General features: G+C 30.2%; 21 protein-coding genes. 20 read left to right on the top strand and 1 reads right to left on the bottom strand.

The window, feature by feature from the left end; all coding sequences use genetic code 11:
- Positions 1–3 precede the first annotated feature (3 nt).
- The 20 genes from L8V79_RS01795 (at position 4) to L8V79_RS01890 (ending at position 20,593) form a co-directional block, all read left to right on the top strand.
- Entirely contained in the window at positions 4–1,539 is a 1,536-nt protein-coding gene (locus L8V79_RS01795) for an ABC transporter substrate-binding protein (RefSeq protein WP_263702283.1), read from the top strand.
- Between the two features lie 11 nt (positions 1,540–1,550).
- Positions 1,551–2,489 (top strand): ABC transporter permease, encoded by a 939-nt coding sequence (locus L8V79_RS01800; RefSeq protein WP_318529918.1) that lies wholly within the window; start codon positions 1,551–1,553, stop codon positions 2,487–2,489.
- Positions 2,482–3,258 carry an ABC transporter permease gene (locus L8V79_RS01805; RefSeq protein WP_263702285.1) on the top strand — a complete coding sequence of 259 codons (777 nt, stop codon included), beginning with the start codon at positions 2,482–2,484 and terminating at the stop codon, positions 3,256–3,258. The genes L8V79_RS01800 and L8V79_RS01805 overlap by 8 nt, the downstream gene beginning before the upstream one ends.
- A complete protein-coding gene (locus tag L8V79_RS01810) occupies positions 3,255–4,028 on the top strand; it encodes an ATP-binding cassette domain-containing protein (RefSeq protein ID WP_263702286.1) in 774 nt (257 codons plus the stop codon). The genes L8V79_RS01805 and L8V79_RS01810 overlap by 4 nt, the downstream gene beginning before the upstream one ends.
- Positions 4,012–4,680 carry an ATP-binding cassette domain-containing protein gene (locus tag L8V79_RS01815; protein WP_263702287.1) on the top strand — a complete coding sequence of 223 codons (669 nt, stop codon included), beginning with the start codon at positions 4,012–4,014 and terminating at the stop codon, positions 4,678–4,680. The genes L8V79_RS01810 and L8V79_RS01815 overlap by 17 nt, the downstream gene beginning before the upstream one ends.
- Before the next feature lie 119 nt (positions 4,681–4,799).
- Entirely contained in the window at positions 4,800–5,219 is a 420-nt protein-coding gene (locus L8V79_RS01820; RefSeq protein ID WP_263702288.1) for an NAD(P)H-quinone oxidoreductase subunit 3, read from the top strand.
- Positions 5,198–5,695, top strand: coding sequence for a NuoB/complex I 20 kDa subunit family protein (locus tag L8V79_RS01825; protein ID WP_039619352.1), 498 nt, complete (start codon positions 5,198–5,200; stop codon positions 5,693–5,695). The genes L8V79_RS01820 and L8V79_RS01825 overlap by 22 nt, the downstream gene beginning before the upstream one ends.
- Entirely contained in the window at positions 5,692–6,486 is a 795-nt protein-coding gene (locus L8V79_RS01830) for an NADH-quinone oxidoreductase subunit C (protein WP_412175170.1), read from the top strand. The genes L8V79_RS01825 and L8V79_RS01830 overlap by 4 nt, the downstream gene beginning before the upstream one ends.
- Before the next feature lies 1 nt (position 6,487).
- Complete coding sequence (gene nuoD / locus L8V79_RS01835; protein WP_220701708.1) at positions 6,488–7,714, top strand: NADH dehydrogenase (quinone) subunit D; 1,227 nt, start codon at positions 6,488–6,490, stop codon at positions 7,712–7,714.
- Positions 7,711–7,938 (top strand): NADH-ubiquinone oxidoreductase subunit E family protein, encoded by a 228-nt coding sequence (locus L8V79_RS01840; RefSeq protein WP_263702290.1) that lies wholly within the window; start codon positions 7,711–7,713, stop codon positions 7,936–7,938. Before nuoD ends, L8V79_RS01840 begins: the two co-directional genes overlap by 4 nt.
- On the top strand, positions 7,935–8,651 hold the full coding sequence (locus tag L8V79_RS01845; protein ID WP_263702291.1) for a hypothetical protein: 717 nt from the start codon (positions 7,935–7,937) through the stop codon (positions 8,649–8,651). The genes L8V79_RS01840 and L8V79_RS01845 overlap by 4 nt, the downstream gene beginning before the upstream one ends.
- Positions 8,648–11,101 carry an NADH-quinone oxidoreductase subunit G gene (locus L8V79_RS01850; RefSeq protein ID WP_263702292.1) on the top strand — a complete coding sequence of 818 codons (2,454 nt, stop codon included), beginning with the start codon at positions 8,648–8,650 and terminating at the stop codon, positions 11,099–11,101. The genes L8V79_RS01845 and L8V79_RS01850 overlap by 4 nt, the downstream gene beginning before the upstream one ends.
- On the top strand, positions 11,098–12,096 hold the full coding sequence (gene nuoH / locus L8V79_RS01855; protein WP_039619340.1) for an NADH-quinone oxidoreductase subunit NuoH: 999 nt from the start codon (positions 11,098–11,100) through the stop codon (positions 12,094–12,096). The genes L8V79_RS01850 and nuoH overlap by 4 nt, the downstream gene beginning before the upstream one ends.
- An 8-nt stretch (positions 12,097–12,104) precedes the next feature.
- Positions 12,105–12,737, top strand: a complete 633-nt coding sequence (gene nuoI, locus L8V79_RS01860) for an NADH-quinone oxidoreductase subunit NuoI (protein ID WP_039668894.1) — start codon at positions 12,105–12,107, stop codon at positions 12,735–12,737.
- Entirely contained in the window at positions 12,730–13,236 is a 507-nt protein-coding gene (locus L8V79_RS01865) for an NADH-quinone oxidoreductase subunit J (protein ID WP_263679527.1), read from the top strand. The genes nuoI and L8V79_RS01865 overlap by 8 nt, the downstream gene beginning before the upstream one ends.
- Complete coding sequence (gene nuoK, locus L8V79_RS01870; protein ID WP_070255456.1) at positions 13,236–13,547, top strand: NADH-quinone oxidoreductase subunit NuoK; 312 nt, start codon at positions 13,236–13,238, stop codon at positions 13,545–13,547. The genes L8V79_RS01865 and nuoK overlap by 1 nt, the downstream gene beginning before the upstream one ends.
- The gene (gene nuoL, locus L8V79_RS01875; RefSeq protein ID WP_263702293.1) at positions 13,535–15,337 is read left to right on the top strand and encodes an NADH-quinone oxidoreductase subunit L; all 1,803 of its coding nucleotides are present in this window, start codon (positions 13,535–13,537) and stop codon (positions 15,335–15,337) included. Before nuoK ends, nuoL begins: the two co-directional genes overlap by 13 nt.
- A gap of 1 nt (position 15,338) precedes the next feature.
- Positions 15,339–16,808: a complex I subunit 4 family protein gene (locus L8V79_RS01880; RefSeq protein WP_263702294.1), complete on the top strand. Its 1,470-nt coding sequence runs from the start codon at positions 15,339–15,341 to the stop codon at positions 16,806–16,808.
- Positions 16,808–18,205 (top strand): NADH-quinone oxidoreductase subunit N, encoded by a 1,398-nt coding sequence (locus tag L8V79_RS01885; protein WP_263682484.1) that lies wholly within the window; start codon positions 16,808–16,810, stop codon positions 18,203–18,205. The genes L8V79_RS01880 and L8V79_RS01885 overlap by 1 nt, the downstream gene beginning before the upstream one ends.
- 24 nt (positions 18,206–18,229) lie before the next feature.
- The gene (locus tag L8V79_RS01890) at positions 18,230–20,593 is read left to right on the top strand and encodes a tetratricopeptide repeat protein (protein WP_263679523.1); all 2,364 of its coding nucleotides are present in this window, start codon (positions 18,230–18,232) and stop codon (positions 20,591–20,593) included.
- Here L8V79_RS01890 and miaA read toward each other — a convergent pair.
- Positions 20,584–21,459: a tRNA (adenosine(37)-N6)-dimethylallyltransferase MiaA gene (gene miaA, locus L8V79_RS01895; protein WP_263679521.1), complete on the bottom strand. Its 876-nt coding sequence runs from the start codon at positions 21,457–21,459 to the stop codon at positions 20,584–20,586. The two genes, L8V79_RS01890 and miaA, sit on opposite strands and share 10 nt — an antisense overlap.
- Positions 21,460–21,520: the final 61 nt, after the last annotated feature.

Consider the following 21,520-nt stretch of genomic DNA (forward strand, 5'->3'; position numbering starts at 1 on the left):
TTTATGTTGAGATTTTTTATCATGCTTTTTTGTGCTTTAAATCTTTTTGCTATCACGCCAAAAGATACGATTGTTATAGCAGTGGAAAATGAGCCAGAGCGTATAAATCCGCTTTTTAGTGAAGATCATGATGTGGCAATTGCTCTTGTGTTTTCAGGACTTACACGCTTTGATGAAAATATGAGCTTAGCGCCTGATCTTGCTAGCTCTTGGAAAGTTAGTAAAGATGGACTTGTTTATGAATTTACTTTAAGAGATGATGTGTTGTGGCATGATGGGACTAAATTTAGCGCTAAAGATGTGGAATTTAGTATAAATGCTTTAAAAGATGAGAAATTAAATTCACCTTCAAAGGTAAATTTTGACGCAGTTAAAGAAGTAAAAATCATCGATGATTATCACTTGTCTATCACACTTTCAAAGCCTTTTCCTGCATTTTTAGACGCTTTGAGTGTAGGGATTTTACCAAAACACTTACTTGAAAAAGAAAATTTAAACACTACTAAATTTAATCAAATGCCTATAGGAACAGGATCATATAAGCTAAAGCAATGGAAAAAAGGTCAATACATGATCTTAGAGGCAAATGAAAATTATCATTTAGCTAAGGTAAAAACACCAAAACTCATACTAAAACACATTAAAGATTCAAGTATAAGTGCTATTGAGCTTAAAAATGGTTCTATTGATGTGGCTTTGGTTGATTTTGCTCTAGCTTCAAATTTTGCAAATGATAAAAACTTTAAAATGCTTATAGAACATTCGGCTGATTACCGTGCTTTGATGTTTAATCTTAATCATGAGTTTTTAAAAGATCAAAATGTACGTTTAGCACTAAATTATGCTATCGATAAACAAGCTATTGTAAATTCACTTTTGCATTCTTTTGGAAAAGTAGCAAATCATCCTTTAGAAAAATCATGGGCAAATCCTAAAGAATTTGCAAGCTATGCTTATGATGTAAAAAAAGCAAACGAGCTTTTAGCAAAAGCAGGCTTTGTGAAAAACAAAAATGGAATTTTAGAAAAAAATGGCAAAGAATTTAGCTTTGAAATGTATGCTATGAGTGAAGATCCACTAAGAGTAGCTTTGGTAAATATCTTGCAAAGTGAGTTTTTAAAGCTTGGCATAAAAGCAAAAGCGGTAGCTAAACCAAGTGGAAGTTTTGATTATACGAAAATTGATAGCTTTTTAGTAGGTTGGGGTAGTCCTTATGATCCTGATTTTCATACCTTTAGAGTTTTTGCAAGCTCTCAAGATAGTGCTTTAAACTCAAGTGGATGGAATTTTGGCCATTATCAAAATGCTAAAGTTGATGAGGCTTTAACAAAGGCTAGAAATTCACTTGATGTAAATGAAAGAAAAAAACACTATAAAGAATTTATCGATGCTTTATATAAAGATCCTGCGTTTTTATTTATAGCTTATATTGATTATCCTTTAGTTTTTGCTAAAAATATCCAAGGTATAAAACCTCATATTTTAGGTCATCATGGGGTAGGTTTTACTTGGAATGCTTATGAGTGGAGCAAAAATTAGTGCTAAAACTCATTTTTAAACGCCTTTTATGGGCGTTTTTCTTGATGATTTTTGCAAGTTTTTTATGTTTTGTGATGATTTATCATGCTAAAGGAAGCGTGGTTTTTGCTAGTGTGCCTCAAGGAACTAGCCTTAAAATAAAAGAGCAAATCGAGCGTAATTTAAATTTAGACAAGCCCTTGTTAGAGCAGTATGAAAATTGGCTTTTTAATGCCATGAAAGGCGACTTTTCCTACTCTTTAATTAGCGGAGAAAAGGTTAGTGAAATTTTAAAAGAAAAACTTCCCTATACCATCATACTAGGGAGTTTAGCTTTTTTTATACTTTTTGTGTTATCTTTGGTTTTAGCGCTTTTTTGTGTTCTTTATAAAGATAGCTTTTTGGATAAATTTATTACTTTTTTAACGATGAGTTTTTTTGCACTGCCTGCTTTTTCTTTATCACTAATGCTTATTTTGGTTTTTGCTGTATTTTTTAAGCTTTTTCCAAGTTCGGCTATTGCAGATATTGGCTTTGAAGATGATGTGTTTAATCGTTTGTGGCATTTGTTTTTACCAGTATGTGCTTTGGTGCTTTCGCATTTAGCTGTTTTTGTGCGTTTTATAAGGACAAGTTTGATTGATAGTTTAAATCAAAGCTTTATAGAAAGTGCTTTTGCAAGAGGGCTTAGCAAAACAAGAATTTATTTGCACTTTGTGTTAAAAGATGCTTTTGGTTCTATACTTGCGTATTTTGGTGCTTCTTTTGTGAGTTTTTTAATGGGAACTTATATAGTAGAAAGTGTGTTTTCTTATGAGGGTGTGGGAAATTTGGTGATTAAAAGCATATTATTTAAAGACTATCCTGTGGTGCTAGCTGTGGTGATTTTTAGCATTTTGGTGGTGGTGCTTGTAAATTTGATCGTAGAAATAATTTGCAAGATGATTAATCCAAGGTTTGCTAATGCGTAAGTTTTGTGTGATGATGATTTTGCTAAGTTTTATTTTAGCACTTTTTGCACCTTTAATAAGTTCTTATGATCCAAATTTAGTGGATTTAAGTAAGGCTAAAATAGCCCCAAATTTAAATCATATTTTTGGTACAGATTTACTTGGTAGGGATGTTTTTACACGTATTTTATACGCCTTGCGTGTTTCTTTATTTGTAGGGGTAATGGCAGCATTTTTTAGTGTGCTTTTTGCTTGTGCTTATGTGTTTTTAACAAGATTTTTTGCTTATGCTTTTTTTGCTAGGGTGCTTGATATGCTTTTAGCGCTACCTTCTTTGCTTGTGATTATGTTTTTTCAAAGCTTTTTAGCAGGATCTTTGTGGAGTATGATTTTTATCATCGCTTTGGGGCATTTTGCTTTTGTGGCAAAAGTGCTTGATACCCAACTGAATAAATTTCAAAAACTTGAGTTTTATCAAAATGCTATCATTTTAGGTTCTAGCAAGATGAAAGCTTTATTTAGTGAACTTTTGCCTGCTTGTTGGAATTTGCTTTTTGTGCTTTTTGTTTTAAATATTGCTCATGCTATTACAAGCGAAGCCACTTTGAGTTTTTTTGGTTTGGGCGTAGAGCTTTGGACTCCAAGTTTAGGAAATATGCTAAATGAAGCAAGCAAGGCTGTGTTTTTAGGATTTTGGTGGATGATAGTTTTTCCAGTAGCCTTTATACTTATACTTATTTTGCCTTTGCTTGCTTTGGGTAATGATTTGCAAGAAGAGATTAAAGTATGATAGAAATTTCAAATCTTAACCTTAGCTTTAAAGATAAAATCTTACTAAAGGATGTAAATCTTAATTTAGAAGATGGTAAAGCTTTGGCTATCATGGGTAAAAGTGGAGCAGGAAAAAGCTTACTTTTAAAAAGCATGATTAAGCTTTTTGATAAACACTATAAGCTTAATGCGCAAAAATTTCAGATAGATCAAAAAGATATTTTAAATTTAAAAGAAAAAGAACTAAATGCCTTAAGAGTTAAGATAAATTTGCTTTTTCAAGATGTTTATGGGAGTTTTTATCCTCTTGTTGATATAGGAAGTTATTTTAATATAGTTTTAAAAACTCATACTAATTTAAGCACAAAAGAGATTAAAGAAAAGGCCTTTTATTATTTTGAGTGCTTAGGGCTTAAAAATCATGATCTTTTGTGGCATTCTTTTATATATCAGTTAAGTGGTGGTATGGCAAGACGCATTCAAATAGCGCTAGCTTTGTTAAGCGAGGCTAAGTATTTATTGTGTGATGAGATTACAAGTTCTCTTGATAGAGCTAATGAAGAAAAAATCATCGCTATTTTAAAAGAGCTAAAAACACAATTTAAAAATCTCATTTTCATCATGCATGATATAAATTTAGCTAAAGAGCTTTGCGATGAGGTGGCCATCATAGAAGATAAAACTTTGCTTTATCAAATGCCTATGAAAGAATTTTTAAGCAATCCAAAAGGAACTTTTGCAAAAGAATTGCTAGAACTTTATGAGAATGAAAATGTTTTTAGAAGTTAAAAATTTAAGCAAATCTTATAAATTTAAAAAACACTGGTATTTAAAAGAAGAAGAAATTTTTGTTTTTAAAGATGTGAGTTTTGCTTTAAATCAAAATGAAAATTTATTGCTTTGTGGGGAAAGTGGTAGTGGTAAAAGCACTCTAGCTAAAATTCTTTGTATGCTTGAACGAGCAAATACTGGAGAAGTTTTGTTTGAAAATGAAAATATATTAAATTTAGATTTTAATACTCAAAGAAAATTACGCCAAAAAATTCAATATGTTTTCCAAGATCAAAAGCTAGCTTTAAATCCTTACAAAAGCACTAAAAGACTTTTACTTGATGTATATGAAAATTTTAAACTTAAGCCCGATTTTGAAGAGCTTTTTAAACTTTTTGATGCTTTTGAACTTGAAAAAGATATTTTAAATTTAAAACCCTCTAAGTTAAGTGGTGGTCAAAGTCAAAGATTAGGTTTGATTAGAGCTTTGCTTTTAAGGCCAAAATTACTTATTTTAGATGAAATCACAGCAGCGCTTGATGTAGTAACTGCTTATAAAATTTTAAACTACTTGCACACTTTTCAAAAAATGCATGATATTACTTATATATTTATTTCTCATCAAGAAAAAATCTTACAAGATATATGCCATAAAAAAGTGTTTTTATAATAAAGATAAAAATTGTTTCATTTTGAAATACCTAAAAAATTATTTTTTTGATAATAAGTTTTTATATAGCTAAGTTAAAGTAAAATAAATTTTAATTATGCTTGAATAAAAGGTTTATTATGACGCACGCAACTATAGAGCATCAATACTTTGGCATCTTTGCAATGCTTGTTATTGCAAGTGTTATATTTTTTACTTTGGTGTACATTTCTTCTAAAATAGGCTCCAAACTCGCCTCTCATAATAGAAAAAAACTCGGACTTGGGATTTATGAGTGTGGGCCTATGGCTTCTAAGCAAGCAAACAAAATCAATTCTCAATTCTTTGTTTTTGCTTTGATTTTTATTTTGCTTGATATTGAAGTAGTATTTTTATTTCCTTGGGCAGTGATTTTTAAAGATTTAACCGCAGAGCTTTCAAATTATGGCCTATCTTTATTTGCCTTAGTGGAAGTGTTTGTTTTTATTTTATTACTTGCAGTAGGCTTTTTATATGCTTATAAAAAAGGAGCATTTGTATGGCAGAGTATCAAAAAATGAGTAATGCGCCAGTTGTTTTAACTACGGTTGATAAGTTAGTGCAATGGGGTAGAAGTAATTCTTTATGGGCGCTATCTTATGGGCTTGCTTGTTGTGCTATTGAAATGATGGCAGCAGGTGGTGCAAGATATGATTTTGATAGATTTGGAACGATTTTTAGAGCAAGTCCAAGACAATCTGAAGTAATGATTATAGCGGGTACTTTAAGCAAAAAACATGCTGAATTTACAAGAAGACTTTATGATCAAATGCCTGATCCTAAATGGGTTATTTCTATGGGTTCTTGTGCAAATACCGGTGGTATGTTTAATACTTATTCTACCGTTCAAGGGGTAGATAGAATCATTCCTGTTGATATTTATGTACCAGGCTGTGCCCCACGCCCTGAAACTTTTCAATTTGCTTTGATGATTTTGCAAAAAAGAATTCGTAAAGAAAAAGCAAGCAGAAAAATAGCTCCAAAAAGGCTTATATGATGAGAAAATATAGCGATAAGAAAAATGCTCAGCTAAAAAATTATTATGAAGATAGATTTTACCATGCACCTGCAACTAAAAAACTAAGTACAGAGAGTAGTGTTTTTGAGAGTGATCATCAAATCTTAAGCCAAGAATTCGGGTTAAAAAATTCTTTTATAGAGCTTGATTTTTGGGTGATTGAAATAAATAAAGATGATAATGTTGCTATTCTTAACAAGCTTAAAAATTTAGGTTATAGTTGTTTTACTGATGCAAGTGTGATTGATTTTGTCGCTCAAAAACAAGGTTTTGAAGTATATTATCAGCTTTTAAATATGGAGAAAAATTTAAGAGTGAGAATAAAGACTTTCATTGGTTTAAAAGAAAGACTTCAAAGTGTTATGAGTGTTTTTAAGGGTGCTAATTGGTGTGAGAGAGAAATGTATGATATGTTTGGAATTTTCATTATCAATCATCCGAATTTAAAAAGACTTTTAATGCCTGATGATTGGTATGGACATCCTTTTTTAAAAAGCTATCCTTTGCATGGTGATGAATTTGCTAAATGGTATGAGATAGATAAAATTTTTGGAAAAGAATACCGCGAGGTTGTAGGTGAGGAAAATAGAGATCCAGGTTTTGTAGATGAAAAAGACACGCTAAACTTTAGCAGAATTTATCATGAGGTTGGTAAAGGCGAAGTCCCAAGAGAAGATAAATATCTACAAGAATATCAAGAAGAAGGTGGCGTGCCTTTTGTGAAAAAAGCCAAAAGAACGCAAGTAAAAATTTTAGATAAGAGAAGATAAAATGCAAATTTCTACTAAATTAAAACCTTATTATGAAAATATAAGCTTTGAGCGTGAAGATGGTACTATGATAGTAAATCTTGGTCCCCAACATCCAAGTGCTCATGGAAATTTACGCCTTATTTTAGAACTTGATGGAGAAGAAATCACCAAGGCTGCTCCTTGTATAGGCTATATGCATCGTGGTATGGAAAAAATGGCTGAAAATATGATCTATCAAGAGTTTATCCCAACTACTGATAGAATGGATTATATCGCAGCTAGTGCAAATAATTATGCCTATGTAGCTGCTGTGGAAAAACTTTGTGGTTTGGAAATTCCACGCAGAGCAAGTGTGATAAGGATGATTTTACTTGAGTTAAACCGCATTGCTTCGCATTTGTTATGGCTTGCTACACATGCTCTTGATATTGGTGCGATGACAGTATTTTTATACTGCTTTAGAGAGCGTGAATATGTGCTTGATTTAATAGAAAAATATTGTGGGGCAAGACTTACACATTCATCTATGAGAATAGGCGGGGTAATGCTTGATTTACCTGAAGGTTTTTTAGATGAACTTTTAGCATTTTGCAATAAATTTCCAAATGATATAAAAGATTATGAAGCCTTGCTTGATGATAATAGAATTTGGCGTGCAAGAACTGAAAATGTAGGAGTGGTAAGTAAAGAACAAGCGCTAAGTTGGGGTTGTAGCGGGGTTATGCTAAGAGGAAGCGGGATTGCTTATGATGTTAGAAAAGAAGAGCCTTATTTGCTTTATGATGAGGTAGATTTTGGCGTGCCTGTGGCTAAAATGGGTGATTCTTATGCAAGATATAAAGTTTATATGCAAGAATTTAGAGAAAGTTTGAAAATTTTAGTTCAATGTGCTAAGCTTTATCAAGATACTCCGCCTGAAATTTTATGCAATCATCCTGAGTATGTAAGCGCTTCAAAAGAGCAAATCATGACGCAAAATTATTCACTTATGCAACATTTTGTCCTAGTAACCCAAGGCTTAAAACCACCAAAAGGAGAGGTGTATGTGCCAACTGAAAGTCCAAAAGGCGAACTTGGATTTTTTATCCACTCAGATGGTAGCGGTAGACCATATAGATTAAGAGCTAGAACTCCAAGTTTTTTTCACTGTGCGTTTTTAGAAGAAATGCTTATAGGGTCATATTTGGCTGATGCGGTGGCGATTTTAGGAAGTATTAATATAGTTTTAGGTGAGATAGACCGATGAGACGCGTGGATTTAAGAAAAAGTCAAGATTTATTTAAGGATTTAGAACAAATCATTCAAAAAGCCTATATGGATGAAGTTTTAGTGGTTTTGTTTGAAATAGGAGATTTTTCCAATGTAGAAAAAAGTTTTGCTTTCATAAAAGAGCAAAATTGTGAACTTTTAAATTCTTTAAAATTTAATCAAGTAGATTGGACTATAGTTTTTAAAAAGGTAGGACAATGAAATTAGCAAAATATCAAGAAGGCTTAAATGCTTTGTGTTTTGTGGATTTACTTTCTTTAAAAAATCCTTCACTTTGTGCTAAGCTTAACAAAAGTAAAAATTACAATATTTCCTGTTTAGAAGATAAAAATTTAAAAGCAAGCTTTTATAAATGTGAGATTGCAAGTGTGCCTTTTGTGCTTGCATTACTTTGTAAGATGAGCTTAGAGGCTGAATTTAACGAGCTTGATGAGGGTTATTTAAGTGCTGAATCTTGCTTTGGCGAAGAAGAGGCTTTAGAGATTTTGGAGTTTTTAAAAGAAGCAAAGTGTATTATTTTTGATGAAAATTTATACCAACATAAAGACTTTGAAAATATTAAGTATTTTTTAGAAAAACTTTGTCATAAATTTAATCTTTTGCTGATTTGCTCTAATGAAAATGAAGAAAATTTGTTAATACAAAATTCTTTTAGTGAACTTTTAGAACTTGATAATTTTGATGGAACTATCATCATGCAAGCACCTTTAGCGGACAAAAATTTGCATTGTTCTTCATCTTTTGCTTTGATTGCTAAGGTCAAGGATGAGGATAAAATTAATTTAAAAATAAACACTCAAGAATTTACAACTATAGTAAAAATCAATCATGATTTAAAAGGCACGGTGGCTTTGTTTGATTATGAAAGCGCTGGTTTTGCTTTTTCAAAAGCTCAAGTTAAGGTTATAAAATGAAAGTTATCATTAATGGTATAGAATGTGAGGCAAATGAGGGTGAGTATATCTTAAATGTCGCAAGAAAAAATGATATTTTCATTCCTGCAATTTGTTATTTAAATGGTTGTTCTCCAACACTTGCATGTCGTATGTGTATGGTAGAAGCTGATGGTAAAAAGGTTTATTCTTGTAATACTAAAGTTAAAGAAGGTATGGTAGTAGAGAGTGATTTGCCAAATTTATGGGATGAGCGCAATGCTATCATGCAAGCATATTGTATCAACCACCCTTTACAATGTGGGGTATGTGATAAATCTGGCGAATGTGAGCTTCAAAACTTTACACACAAAGCAAGAGTAAATGTGCAAAATTATTGGATTAAAGATACCCATAAAGAGCATAAAAAATGGGGTGAGATTAATTATGATCCAGCTTTATGTATAGTGTGTGAAAGATGTATCACAGTTTGTAAAGATAAAATAGGTGAAAGTGCTTTAAAAACTACTCCAAGAGGAGCAAACGCGCCCGATGCAAGTTTTAAAGAGAGTATGAGTAAAGACGCACTAGCGATTTGGACTAAATTTCAAAAGAGTTTAATTGCGCCAAGTAGTGGTGATATGCTTGATTGCTCTTTTTGTGGAGAATGCACTAGCGTATGTCCAACAGGAGCCTTGGTGGGTTCGGCTTTTCAATATACATCTAATGCTTGGGAATTAAAGAAAATTCCAGCTAGTAATCCACATTCTAGTGATTGTGAGTTGATGTATTATGATATTAAACAAACTAGTATTAATAATCAAAAAGAAAAAATTTATAGAGTGAGCAATGATTTTGCTTTTGCTACGCTAAATAAAGCTGCAAGATATGGTTTTAATACCCAAAATGAAGTTCAAGGTAAAGATGAAAAAGCTTTTGAAAAACTAGTAAATATGATAAAAAATGATGAAATAAAAAATATTTTATTTAATAGTTTTATTACCAATGAAGAAGCTTTAATCTTGCAAAATTTAAGTAAAAAATTTAATCTTAATCTTATAAATCATGAAGCTAAAAAATTCCAAGATTTCCTAGCTTGTTTTTATCAAAATGCAAATGCAATGTATAATGCAAATACAGATGATATCACTCAAAGTGATTTTTTAATCATCGTAGGTTCATTTTTACGCTATGATGCGCCAACGCTAGGATATAAAGTTAATAACGCTTTAGTGATGAATAAAGGTGCGGGACTATATTTTCACCCTATAAAAGATAAGGGTGTGGATAAATATTCTAAAAATTTCTTGCAGATTAATCATGATATTAAAGATAATGAAAATATTTTATTGTTTATCTTACAAAAATTTGCTAAAGAGTTTCCACAAGAATTTAAAAATACATTAGAAAATGCGTATTATCAAGGCACTAAAGAAATAGAAGAAACTATTAATGAAGAAGTTATTGAAAAGACAGAAAAGCAAAATGAAAATGGCGAAACTATTATAGAAGAAGTTAAAAAGCTTGTGCCTAAAAAAATTAAAAAAAGCATAGAGGTGCAAAGATCAAATTATGCGAAAAATCTTGGCATAGATGAGGATATTTTAGAAACTTTGCTCGCAAAAAAGCAAAAATTTACACTTATTATAGGAAGTGATTTTTACTATGACGAGCAAAGTGTAAAGCTAGCAAAACTTTGTGCTTTGGTGCAAAAATATACTGATTTTAAAGTCTTTTTAAATCCAACTTGTACCAATACTTTAGGCGTGAGTTTAATTTGTGATTTAAGTCAAGATTTTCAAGCGGGAAAAACACTAGGTTATAACGAAAAAGGCGATTTTACTTTTTCTTATGATGGGCATTTTGATCTTGCAAGTTCTAGTTTAAATCAACAAGAAGGTAGCTTTGTAAATTATGACAAAAGATTAGTTCCTACAAATGCAGCTTTAGAATTTAAAGGTTATTTTTTAAATGATTTAGCAAATGCTTTAGGTTTTGATGAGGAATTTACAATCAACTATACTAAATTTTTACCACAAAATAAAGGCTTTATGGCAATTGATTTTGATGAGTTGGAAAATCATTATGATAATGGTGGGGCAAATCATAGAGGCTATGAGCTTGATTTTTCTCATTTTGAGTTTGAAAAAACATTAAGCACTCAAGAAGTCAAAGAGCAAAATGAAGGAAATTTAACCTTATATCATGCAAATTGTATTCATCAGTTTTCAAAGCTTAGCAATAGAGCTTTTAATGAGGTTGGAGCTTTATTTTTATCGTCTGATTTAATGCAAAAATTTGATTTAAACCAAGATGATAGTGTTATTTTAAAAAATGAAAAAACTCAAATTGCTATAAGTGTAAAATGTGATGAATCTTTAGAAAATGGAGCGTATTTGGGGGATTATGATAGTAAGATTGATTATAAATCTTTATTTAATAATACTCGATATGCAAAAGTTTGGCTTGAAAAAGCAGGAGCTAAAATATGAGTGATATTACTTTTTTTATTATAGAAACAATTATCAAATGCGTGCTTGTTATAGCTATTTTTGCAACTTTAGCAGGCTTGGCAACTTATCTTGAAAGAAAGGCTTTGGCTTTATTTCATCGTCGTTTAGGGCCTGATATGGTAGGTCCTTTTGGATTGCTTCAGGTAGTTGCTGATATGATTAAACTTTTTACTAAAGAAGATATTGTTCCAACTTATGCTCAAAAAGTGGTATTTTTAATTGCTCCATTGATTGCAGCAATTTGTGCTTTTGTGGCAATTGCGGCTATACCTATTTTTCCTGAATTTACTTTATTTGGTAGAGTGATTCGTCCTATTATCGCTGATATTAATGTGGCCTTGTTATTTGTCATAGGTATGGGCGGGGTTAGTTTTTATGCGATTTTTTTAGGAGGCTTGGCTAGTAATAATAAATGGTCGCTGCTAGGCGGGGCAAGAGGGCTTGTTTCTATTATCTCTTATGAGAGCGTTGCAGGACTTTCTTTGGTGTGTGTTGTAATGCTTGTTGGCTCTTTGTCTTTAGTAGATATTAATAACTATCAAAGTGAAGGCATACTTTCTTGGCTTATTTTTAAACAACCTTTGGCTTTTATTTTGTTTGTGATAGCTATTTTTATAGAAACTAATAGAACTCCACTTTGTTTAAGTGAAAACGAAACTGAACTTGTTTCAGGTTATGGCACTGAATATAGTGGGCTTAGATGGGGTATGTTTTTTATCGGAGAATATACAGCCATGATAACAGGAGCGATTATGATATCGCTTTTATTTTTGGGTGGATTTAATGATTTTTGGATTATACCAGGGGCTATTATGATGCTTTTGAAAGTGTCTTTTGTGTTCTTTTGGTATTTTTGGGCTAGAGGGGCTTTTCCGCAACTGCGTCCTGATCAAGTAATGAGAATGTGTTATTTGATTTTAATTCCTTTAGCGGTTTTAAATTTATTAATTAGTGCTTTAGTACTTGTGATATAGGAAAAACAATGAAAAAAGGTTATTTTAAAGTAGATTTTGAGCGTAAAAATCCTCAAAATGCTTATGAAAAATTTATACAAGTAATCAAGCGTTCTTTAAATACAGAACTTTTTGTAGGTTTGTTTGTCGTATTAAGAGAAATGTTTAAAAAAAATAATAGCGCAACGATTAAATACCCTATGGAAAAAGTTGCTTTAGATAATCGCTACCGTGCGGTACATCGTTTGATGCGTTTTATTGAAAGTGAAAATGAATGTTGTATTGGTTGTGGCTTGTGCGAAAAAATTTGCATTAGCAATTGCATAAGAATGGAAACAAGTTTAAGCGAAGATGGACGTAAAAAGGTTGAAAATTATAGTATCAATTTAGGACGTTGTATTTATTGTGGCTTTTGCGCTGATGTTTGTCCTGAACTTGCTATTGTGCATGGCAAAGAGTATGAAAATGCAGCAGAGCAAAGATCGTATTTTGGTCAAAAGGAAGATTTTTTAACTCCTATCGATGAGCTTAAAAATCAAGTAGTATTTGAAGGAAGTGGTAGTTTAAGAAAAGATGCTGATGATTTAGTAAAGAAAACTCCAAATTATTATGAGATAGATTTGCAAAGACAGCAAGATACCCCAAAGGAAGAAAATGTTTGAAACGATAGCTTTTTGTTTGTTAAGTGTTTTGGTATTGGGATTTTTTCTAATTAGCGTTTTAAGTACTAGTGTACTTTATGCTATTAGTTCTTTGGCTGCGGCTATGGTGTTTTTGAGCGGATTTTATTTTTTACTTAATGCTGAATTTATTGGAGCGATTCAAATTATCGTTTATAGCGGGGCTATTTTAGGTCTTTATAGTTTTGCTATGATGTTTTTTGATGCTTCGATAAAAGTAAAGGAAAGTCTAAAAGGTAAAAGAGTATTTATTTTTGCTGTGATTTTTAGTGCTATTTTGTTAATTAGTATTATTATGGGCTATAACTTTGGTTTAAATGAAACTAGTGAAGTTTATGATCTTGATTCAACTCAGCAAATAGGTTTTACTTTATTTACAAAATACATGCTTGCTTTTGAATTTATGGCAATTTTACTTTTAATAGCTTTAATTTGTGCAATAGCACTTACTCAAAAAAATATAAAAAAGGATGAGCAATGATGTTAGAAAAATACTACATTGTGGCTATTTTGATGTTTATCATTGGTCTAATAGGTATTATAAAACGCCAAAATTTAATTATGCTTTTTATTTCAAGTGAAATTTTATTAAATGCTGCTAATTTGGCCTTAGTTACAGCAGGAGTTTCTCATAAAGATATTGAAGGACAAATTTTTGCTTTATTTGTAATGGGGGTTGCAGCTTGTGAGGTAGCTGTTGGGATAGCACTTTGTGTTTTATGGTATAGAAAAACAGGAACACTAGAGCTTAGTTCTTTAGCTGAAAAAGGAGAGTTAAAATGCAAAATTTAGCTTTAATTGCACTTTTTTCTCCTTTAGTTTCAGCTATTGTTTTAGGTATTTTTGCTTTTAGTGCTAAGAAAATTATTTTAGGCTATTTAGCTTCTTTGCTTATAGCTTTTTCGGCACTTGCTTCAATTATTTTATTAAGCAATGGAGTGCATTTTAATTTTGAACTTGGTACTTGGATATCTTTGGTAGATGTTAGTTTTGGTTTTAAAATAGACTCTATTACTTTAATTATGATGAATATAGTAAGCATAGTTGCTACTTTTGTGCATTTATATAGTATATTTTATATGGAGCATGATGAAGGGTTTAATCGCTATTTTAGCTATTTGGGACTTTTTGTTTTTTCTATGATGTTCTTGATTATGAGTGATAATTTCTTAGGACTTTTCATAGGTTGGGAGGGCGTTGGACTTTGCTCATGGCTTTTGATAGGTTTTTGGTATCATAATGAAAAATACACCTTTGCTGCTAATGAAGCATTTATCATGAATAGAATCGCAGATTTGGCTTTGCTTTTAGGAATTTTCTTAATTTATATAGAGTTCAATTCTTTAAAATACGATGAGTTTTTTACTCTTTTATCTTTAGGGCATGAAAATGATATGATTTTGATTTTGATAGCGCTTTTACTTTTTGTGGGTGCTATGGGTAAATCAGCACAATTTCCTTTCCATACTTGGCTTGCTGATGCTATGGCAGGACCTACACCAGTTTCAGCGCTAATCCATGCTGCGACTATGGTTACTGCTGGAGTTTATTTAGTAATTCGTGCTGGAGAGCTTTATTTACAAGTTCCTGAAGTAGGATATTTTATCGCTATACTTGGAGCTTTTGTAGCGCTTTTTGCCGCTTCTATGGCTATGGTGGCTAAAGACTTAAAGAGAATTATTGCTTATTCAACGCTTTCTCAACTTGGATATATGTTTGTAGCAGCAGGTCTTGGGGCTTATGCTATAGCTTTATTTCATCTAGCAACCCATGCATTTTTTAAATCTTTACTATTCTTAGGTGCGGGCAATGTTATGCATGCGATGAATGATAAGCTTAATATTAGCAAGATGGGCGGGCTTTATAAAAGTATGCGTTTTAGCGCTATTTTAATGCTTATAGGCTCTTTGGCTTTGGCAGGAATTTATCCTTTTGCAGGATTTTTCTCTAAAGATTTAATTTTAGGATTTTCTTTTATAAGTCATCATCATGGAATTTTCTTGGTACTTTTAATAGCAGCTTTTATGACAGCTTTTTATAGTTTTAGACTTTTAATGTTTGTATTTTTTACTCCAAAAAGACATGAAGAACATCCTCATGAAGCTAGTAAAATAGCTTTATTTGCGATGAGTCCTTTGGCTTTGCTTGCTATTGTTGCAGGATTTTTTGAGCATAGCTTTATGGAGTTTGTAAGTAAAAATTTAGCTTTTATTGATGGGCAAAATTCTTTAGTTATGATGCTTGCAAGTGCTGCTGCAGTGCTTGGAGTGCTTTTGGCTATCATGGCTTATTGGAAAAATTGGTTTAAACCATCACTTTCTAAAACAAGTATTTATAAGATTTTGTTTAATGAATACTATATACCAAGGTTTTATCATCAATTTATTGTTAGTAAATATGCTTTATTTTGTGAATTTTTAAGAAAAAGCGATAAAGAAATTTTAGATACTTTGGTAGATAGTGTTGCATTTTTCCTTAAAACTTTTGCTAGGACTCTTAGTATAGGTAAGGATTATTCTTTGGTTTTAAGAATCGCAGTGTTGGCTTTTGTATGTTTATTTTGTTTAGCGTTGGCGGTGTAGAATGCTTAGTTTATTAATGTTATTTCCATTTTTTGCAGCTTTTATAGCTTTGTTTTTGCAAAAAGAAGATAGCAAGTCTTTTGCTATTTTAGTTAGCTTTTTGATTTTAGTTTTTAATGTTTTTTTATTGTTTAATTATCATAATGGTATAGCTTATGAGTTTAGTTTAAATTCTTTAATAGTTAATTTTCATATCGGTGTAGATGCTATAGCGCTTTATTTGATGTTGCTTTGTTCTATTATGATTTTTTTATCTTTTATATGTTTAGATATTCAAGATAAAAGTGTTGTAGTAAGTATATTTTTATTGCAATTTTGTATTATAGGGCTTTTTGCTTCATTGGATGCTTTATTGTTTTATGTATTTTGGGAGTTTTCTCTTATACCTATTATTTATTTAATAGGCAGATATTCAGATAATTATAAAGCAGGGATTAAATTTTTCATTTATGCATTTTGCGGTTCTATGCTCATGCTTTTAGCGATTATTTATGTAGGATTTTTGTATTATCAAAGTTTTGGGTATTGGAGTTTTGATTTACTTGCTTGGTATCAGAGTGAATTTTTCATACCTGAAAGTGTGCAAAATTTAATCTTTATAGGATTTTTTATCGCTTTTGCGATTAAAAGTCCTTTATTTCCTTTCCACACTTGGGCGCCAAAAGTTTATGCAAAAAGTCCGACTTTAGTATCTGTAATGCTTGTTAGTTTTAAAATGGCTCCTTTTGGATTTTTAAGATTTATCTTGCCTTTAACACCTGATACTTTAAATCATTATTATTCTTTACTTGCTATTTTATGTATAGTTGGAATTTTATATGCAGCTTTAATTGCTTTTAAAACCAAAGATTTAAAAGAATTAATTGCTTATAGCTCAATTTCGCATTTGGGTGTGGTGATTTTGGGTATTGTGACTTTTACTTATAATGGGGTTAGTGGTTCTGTATTTTACATGTTTGCACATGGTATAGTAACGGGTGGTTTGTTTTTGGCTGCTTATATGCTTTATAAAAGATATCATACTTTTGATTTAGACTTTTATAAAAATTTAGCTAAAACAGCTCCATTATTTAGCTTTTTCTTTGCGGTGTTATTATTTTCATCTATTTCACTACCTTTGACTATTTCTTTTGTAGGTGAGTTTTTAATTTTACAAGGCATAGCAAGTGTGAATTTATGGTATGCATTATTTGCAGGTGGTGTGATTATTTTAGGGGCTATTTATATGTTAAATATTTATAGAAATATGTTTTTTGCCACTAGTGAAGAAAAAATAGAGAAATTAATATTAAAAAAAGGTGAAATTTTTGTTTTGAGTATTTTAAGTGCCTTGGTAATTTATTTAGGGATAGCTCCAAGTGCTATGCTTGATGAAATTGCTTTGAATGTAAATAGCATTCTTGAAGTTATGCAAACAAGAAATATTGCAATAGAAAATCAAAAAATCATAGATGATATAAGAGGTTTTTAATGAGTGGCTTTAGTTTAGAAAAATTCAATTTTGTATTGTTATTTCCTGTGTTATCATTGCTTTTTTGGGCTATTGTTTTGCTTTTGTTGGATGCATTTAAAAAGCTTTCTAGAAATTTTTATATAGGAGCAAGTGTTATAGCTTTATTTAGCGCTTTGTGTTTTTTATTGCTTTATAATGGCTTTGTTTTAGATAATTCTCATGCCTTTTTTGGTTTATTTGTAAGTGATAATTATGCAATTTTTGCTCAAATAGTTATTTTAGTTTTTTCAATGCTTTATTTATTAATGGATAAAGATGAGCAAAAGGCAGAGTTTTTTTCTTTGTTTTTATTTATGATTGCTTCTTTGATATTAATGATATCAAGCACTAATTTAATTGTAATTTTCCTAGCTTTAGAAGGTTCTTCTTTAGCTCTTTATACATTAATAGCACTAAGAGGAACTCATAATGCTATTAGCTCTAGTATAAAGTATTTTACTTTAGCTGCGGTAGGCGCTGGGTTTTTTGTCTTTGCTTGTGCTTTTGTATATTTAAAAACAAAATCTTTGGATTTAGATAATCTATTGCATTCTGAATATATTTCAGATCCTATCTTGCTTTGTGCTGGGGTAATGTTTTTAGTTATTGTTGGAGTAAAACTTTCTATTGCACCTTTTCATTTTTGGTTAAAAGATGTGTATTGTGGAGTGCATACAAATTTTATAGCATTTATATCTATAGTACCAAAAATAGCTATGATAATAGTAGTTTTAAGAATTTTTTCTGCTTTAGGCGGTGGAGTAAAATTTGAATACATAGTAGCATTACTAGCAATTTTTTCTATGCTTGTTGTAAGTATAGTAGCTTTAATCCAAAAAGATGTGAAAAAAATGCTAGCATATAGTTCTATTACTCATTCTTCTTTTATATTAGCAGTTATTGTTTCTAGTATGAGTGTGAGTTCTCAAGGAGATGGGACTTCTTATTTGCTTTCAATTTTTGCTTTGTTTGTGTATTGGATATCTTTTGCTTTTGCAAATTATGGAATTTTTTTAATATTGAGTTTATTTCAAAAAAGTTCATTTGAGAGTTTTTCAGGTTTGTTTGATCAAAGACCAGTGTTGTCTATAATGCTAGCTATATTCATTTTGTGTATAGCAGGTATTCCGCCTTTTGGTATTTTTTGGGGTAAAATTTTAATTTTAGCTTCTATTTTAAACTCAGGCTATTATGTACTTGTATTTGCTATAGCTTTAAGTTCTATGATTATGCTTTATGCTTATTTAAAAATTTTAATTTATGTTTTTTTCAAAAAGGCTCAAATCATAGAAAGTGCAAACTTAGATGTAAAACAAAAGATTATTTTATGCTTGTGTTTGATTGGAAGTGTTTCTTGCGTGTTTTTGCTTTTGTAAAATAATATTGCTATAATCACGCTTATGATAAGGGTTTTATTTTTATTTTTATTAAGTATAACTTATACATTTTCTTTTGAAATTATTGTTAATAAAGGAGAAGAGCATAAACGCCCTTTTACGCTTTTGCATTTAAAAGATGATAAGGATTTTACTTGCAAAAGTGTTTTTGAATTTGAAAAAACCCATTTTGAGTGCAATGTTTTAGGTGTTAGCAATATGCAGTTTCAAAATAAAGAATTTGATGATTTTACGATTTATTTTGAAAAGCACCAAACTTTTTTGACAATCAAAATCTATCCTAAAATTTTAGCTAAGATGTTTAATTATTCTCAAGATATTTTTAATGCTAAAGAAATTCAAAGTCAAAGTGAAGATGCTTCTAAGCATTTTGTATTTATTTTTACCAAAGATTTAAGGTATTATAAACCTAGCGATGGGCTTGATTTTGATATTTATTTTGATGATGCATTAATGCCTTATATTGGAGCATTAGATTTAAATTCTAATCCTATGGAAACTTCAAAAAGTGCAGATTTTAACGCTTATTTTAGTATAAAACAAGAATATGAAGCAAAAAAATATGATCAGGTTTTAAGGGATGCAACTAGCGCTATTAAGCGTTATCAGGGTAGTGTATTTATGAATGAATTTGAGCTTTATAAATTAAGAGCTCAAAATAAACTATACACTTATGAACTTGATAAAGACCAAGTAATTTTAGAGCAAATGTTAGATGATGCTAAAAGATGGGTAAGAACTTATATTAACGATAAAGATTATACAGAAGTAATGTATATTATGATGAGAGTTTATATGGGTTTATCGCAAAGATCTAATGTTGAATATATTATAGATACTTTAAATACTGAGCACAAAGGCGATAAATATACTATAATGGCTTTACTTGATTATGCAGATTATTTGTATCATTTGGGTAAAAAAAATACCGCAAATAATATTTATCAAGATGTGTATTATTCTACTCCAAATGCAGATTTAGCCAGTAGAGCCGCTTTATTTTTATCAAAAAATCATCTAGAGGCAAAAAATATAAAAGAAGCCAAAGAGTTAGCAAATAAAATTTTAGAATCAAACCCTGAATTTTTCATGAGTGATTTGGAAAATTCTCTATTATTGGCAAAAGCTTTTGCTAATAATAGGGTTTATGATTTAAGTTCTAAAATTTATGAGTATATTTTTACGCATTTAACCAAGGTAGATAAAGAATATGAAAGAGTATTAAAAGATCTTGCCTTGTCTTTATTAAATGCAAATGAGCATATTAAAGCTCAAAAATATTTAGATCTTTATGCAGAAGATTTTCCTTTGGGTGAATATGTGAGTTTAATTAAAGAAGCACAAGATAAAAACTTTTTATATTTAAAAGATGCTAATGCAAGTTTTTTGCATCAAAAATATGAAGAAATTATGAAAAAATACGCTGGAGAAATTTCTAGTAAGGCGCTGTTTGATAATGTCAAATTATATTTTCAAGAAAAAAATTATGAAAAGGTTATAAGTTATCAAAAAGACATTGAAAAATACTCCAATAAAGAAGTAAAAAATCTTTTAGAGCAAGCTGCTATTTTGGTTTTAGAGCAAAGATTAAAAAATGATGAGTGTTTGGCTGCTATTAAAATATATGATGATTTTAAAGCCTATAATATAGGAGGCAAAATACAAAATAAAAAACAAATGCTTGAGTGTTTTAAACGCACAACGCGCATAGAAGAAGCTAAAAAATACATAGTGGAAAATGAAAATGATGATATTATCTTTTATAAGCTTCAAAGTGCTGATTTAGCTCTTAAAGATAAACGCTATAACTTTGTTATAAAAACAATTAACGATATTTTAAACACAAGAACGATTATTAGTGATAATGAAAAATTTGAAGCAAATTATATTAAATTTTTTGCTGAGCTTAGATTGCAAGATTATAATGCCATGATAAGAACTTTACAAAAACTAGAGCAATTTCCTATGAATTATCGTATGGTGGAATTATATTATGAGTTTTTGCGTTATTGTGAAAAAAATAATTTTCTAACAAGTATTTTAAACTATGCTCCAAAGGCTATTGATTATCAAAACTTAAAGGGAGTAAATCTTTTTAGTCCCGATTTAGAATTTATCTATATCAAAGCTTTAAAACAAAGCAATCAAGCTCAAAAAGCCTTAACTTTGTTTAAAGACTTACTTGCTAATCCTTTAAAAGATGATGAGCGCGCAAGAGTTTTTTATGTGCAAAGCAATATTTATGAAGATTTAAAAGATGTGCAAAATCAAAAACAAAGTTTGCAAAATTGTATAGATATTAATGTAACGAGTAATTGGCAAAATTTATGTAAAGATAAATTAAATGTCTTAAATACTCAGCCTTGATATTTTTTTAAAATATAAGCTTTTAAATTCTCATAAGCACTTTGAAAATCTAAAATTTCTTTATTGAATTTTTTATTAAAAGTTCTTTGTCTTTTGGCAAGTTGTCTTGTATGGATGATGATGAGCTCTTCAAGCTCATTTAAATTTATTTTTTTATCTAAAAACTCTTTGCATTCTTTTAAACCTATGGAATTTAGTGCTTTTAAATGATGATCATAATTATCAAATAACATTTTAGCTTCATCTATTAAGCCCTCATTTAGCATATTTTTAGTGCGCTTGATAATGCGTTTTTCTAAAAGATCTTTTTGCCAAGAAATTTCAAAAATATCAAGTTTTTTAATCAAAGCTTCTTGTTTGGTTTCTTTTAAAACTTCACTTGGAATTTTATTAGTTTGTTCATAAATTCCAAGCCATTTTTTCAAACGATAAGTATCGTTTTTTTCTATTTTTGCTTGCGGATCAATTTTTATCATTAAATGATAAATTTCATCATTACTTAGTGTGCTTTGACTTTCTTTAAAATTTTCACTCAAACCATCCATTAAGGCTTTTAGATAAAAACTAGTTCCGCCTGTGATGATAAGCATTTGATTGTTTTTTTGAGCAAAGGCTTTTGCTTTTTTGTATTCTTCAAAAAACAAAGCAATGTTAAAATGCTCATTGACATTTAATAAATTTATACCAAAATAATCAAGCTCATCTAGGGTTTTTTGCTCTGTTTTGGCTGAAGCGATGTTGATTTGTTTATACACGCAAAGACTATCAAGGCTTAAAATACTTGCGTTAAATTCATAAGCTAGTTTATTAGCAAGTTCTGTTTTGCCACTTGCAGTGGTTCCAATGAGTGCAAATTCAAAAAACATCGTAAAAATATCCTAAATTTAAAATTATTTTAGTAAAATCATAACAAAAATATATTATAAA

This window comes from Campylobacter sp. IFREMER_LSEM_CL2194 (assembly GCF_025771685.1).
Classification (GTDB): Bacteria; Campylobacterota; Campylobacteria; order Campylobacterales; family Campylobacteraceae; genus Campylobacter_D.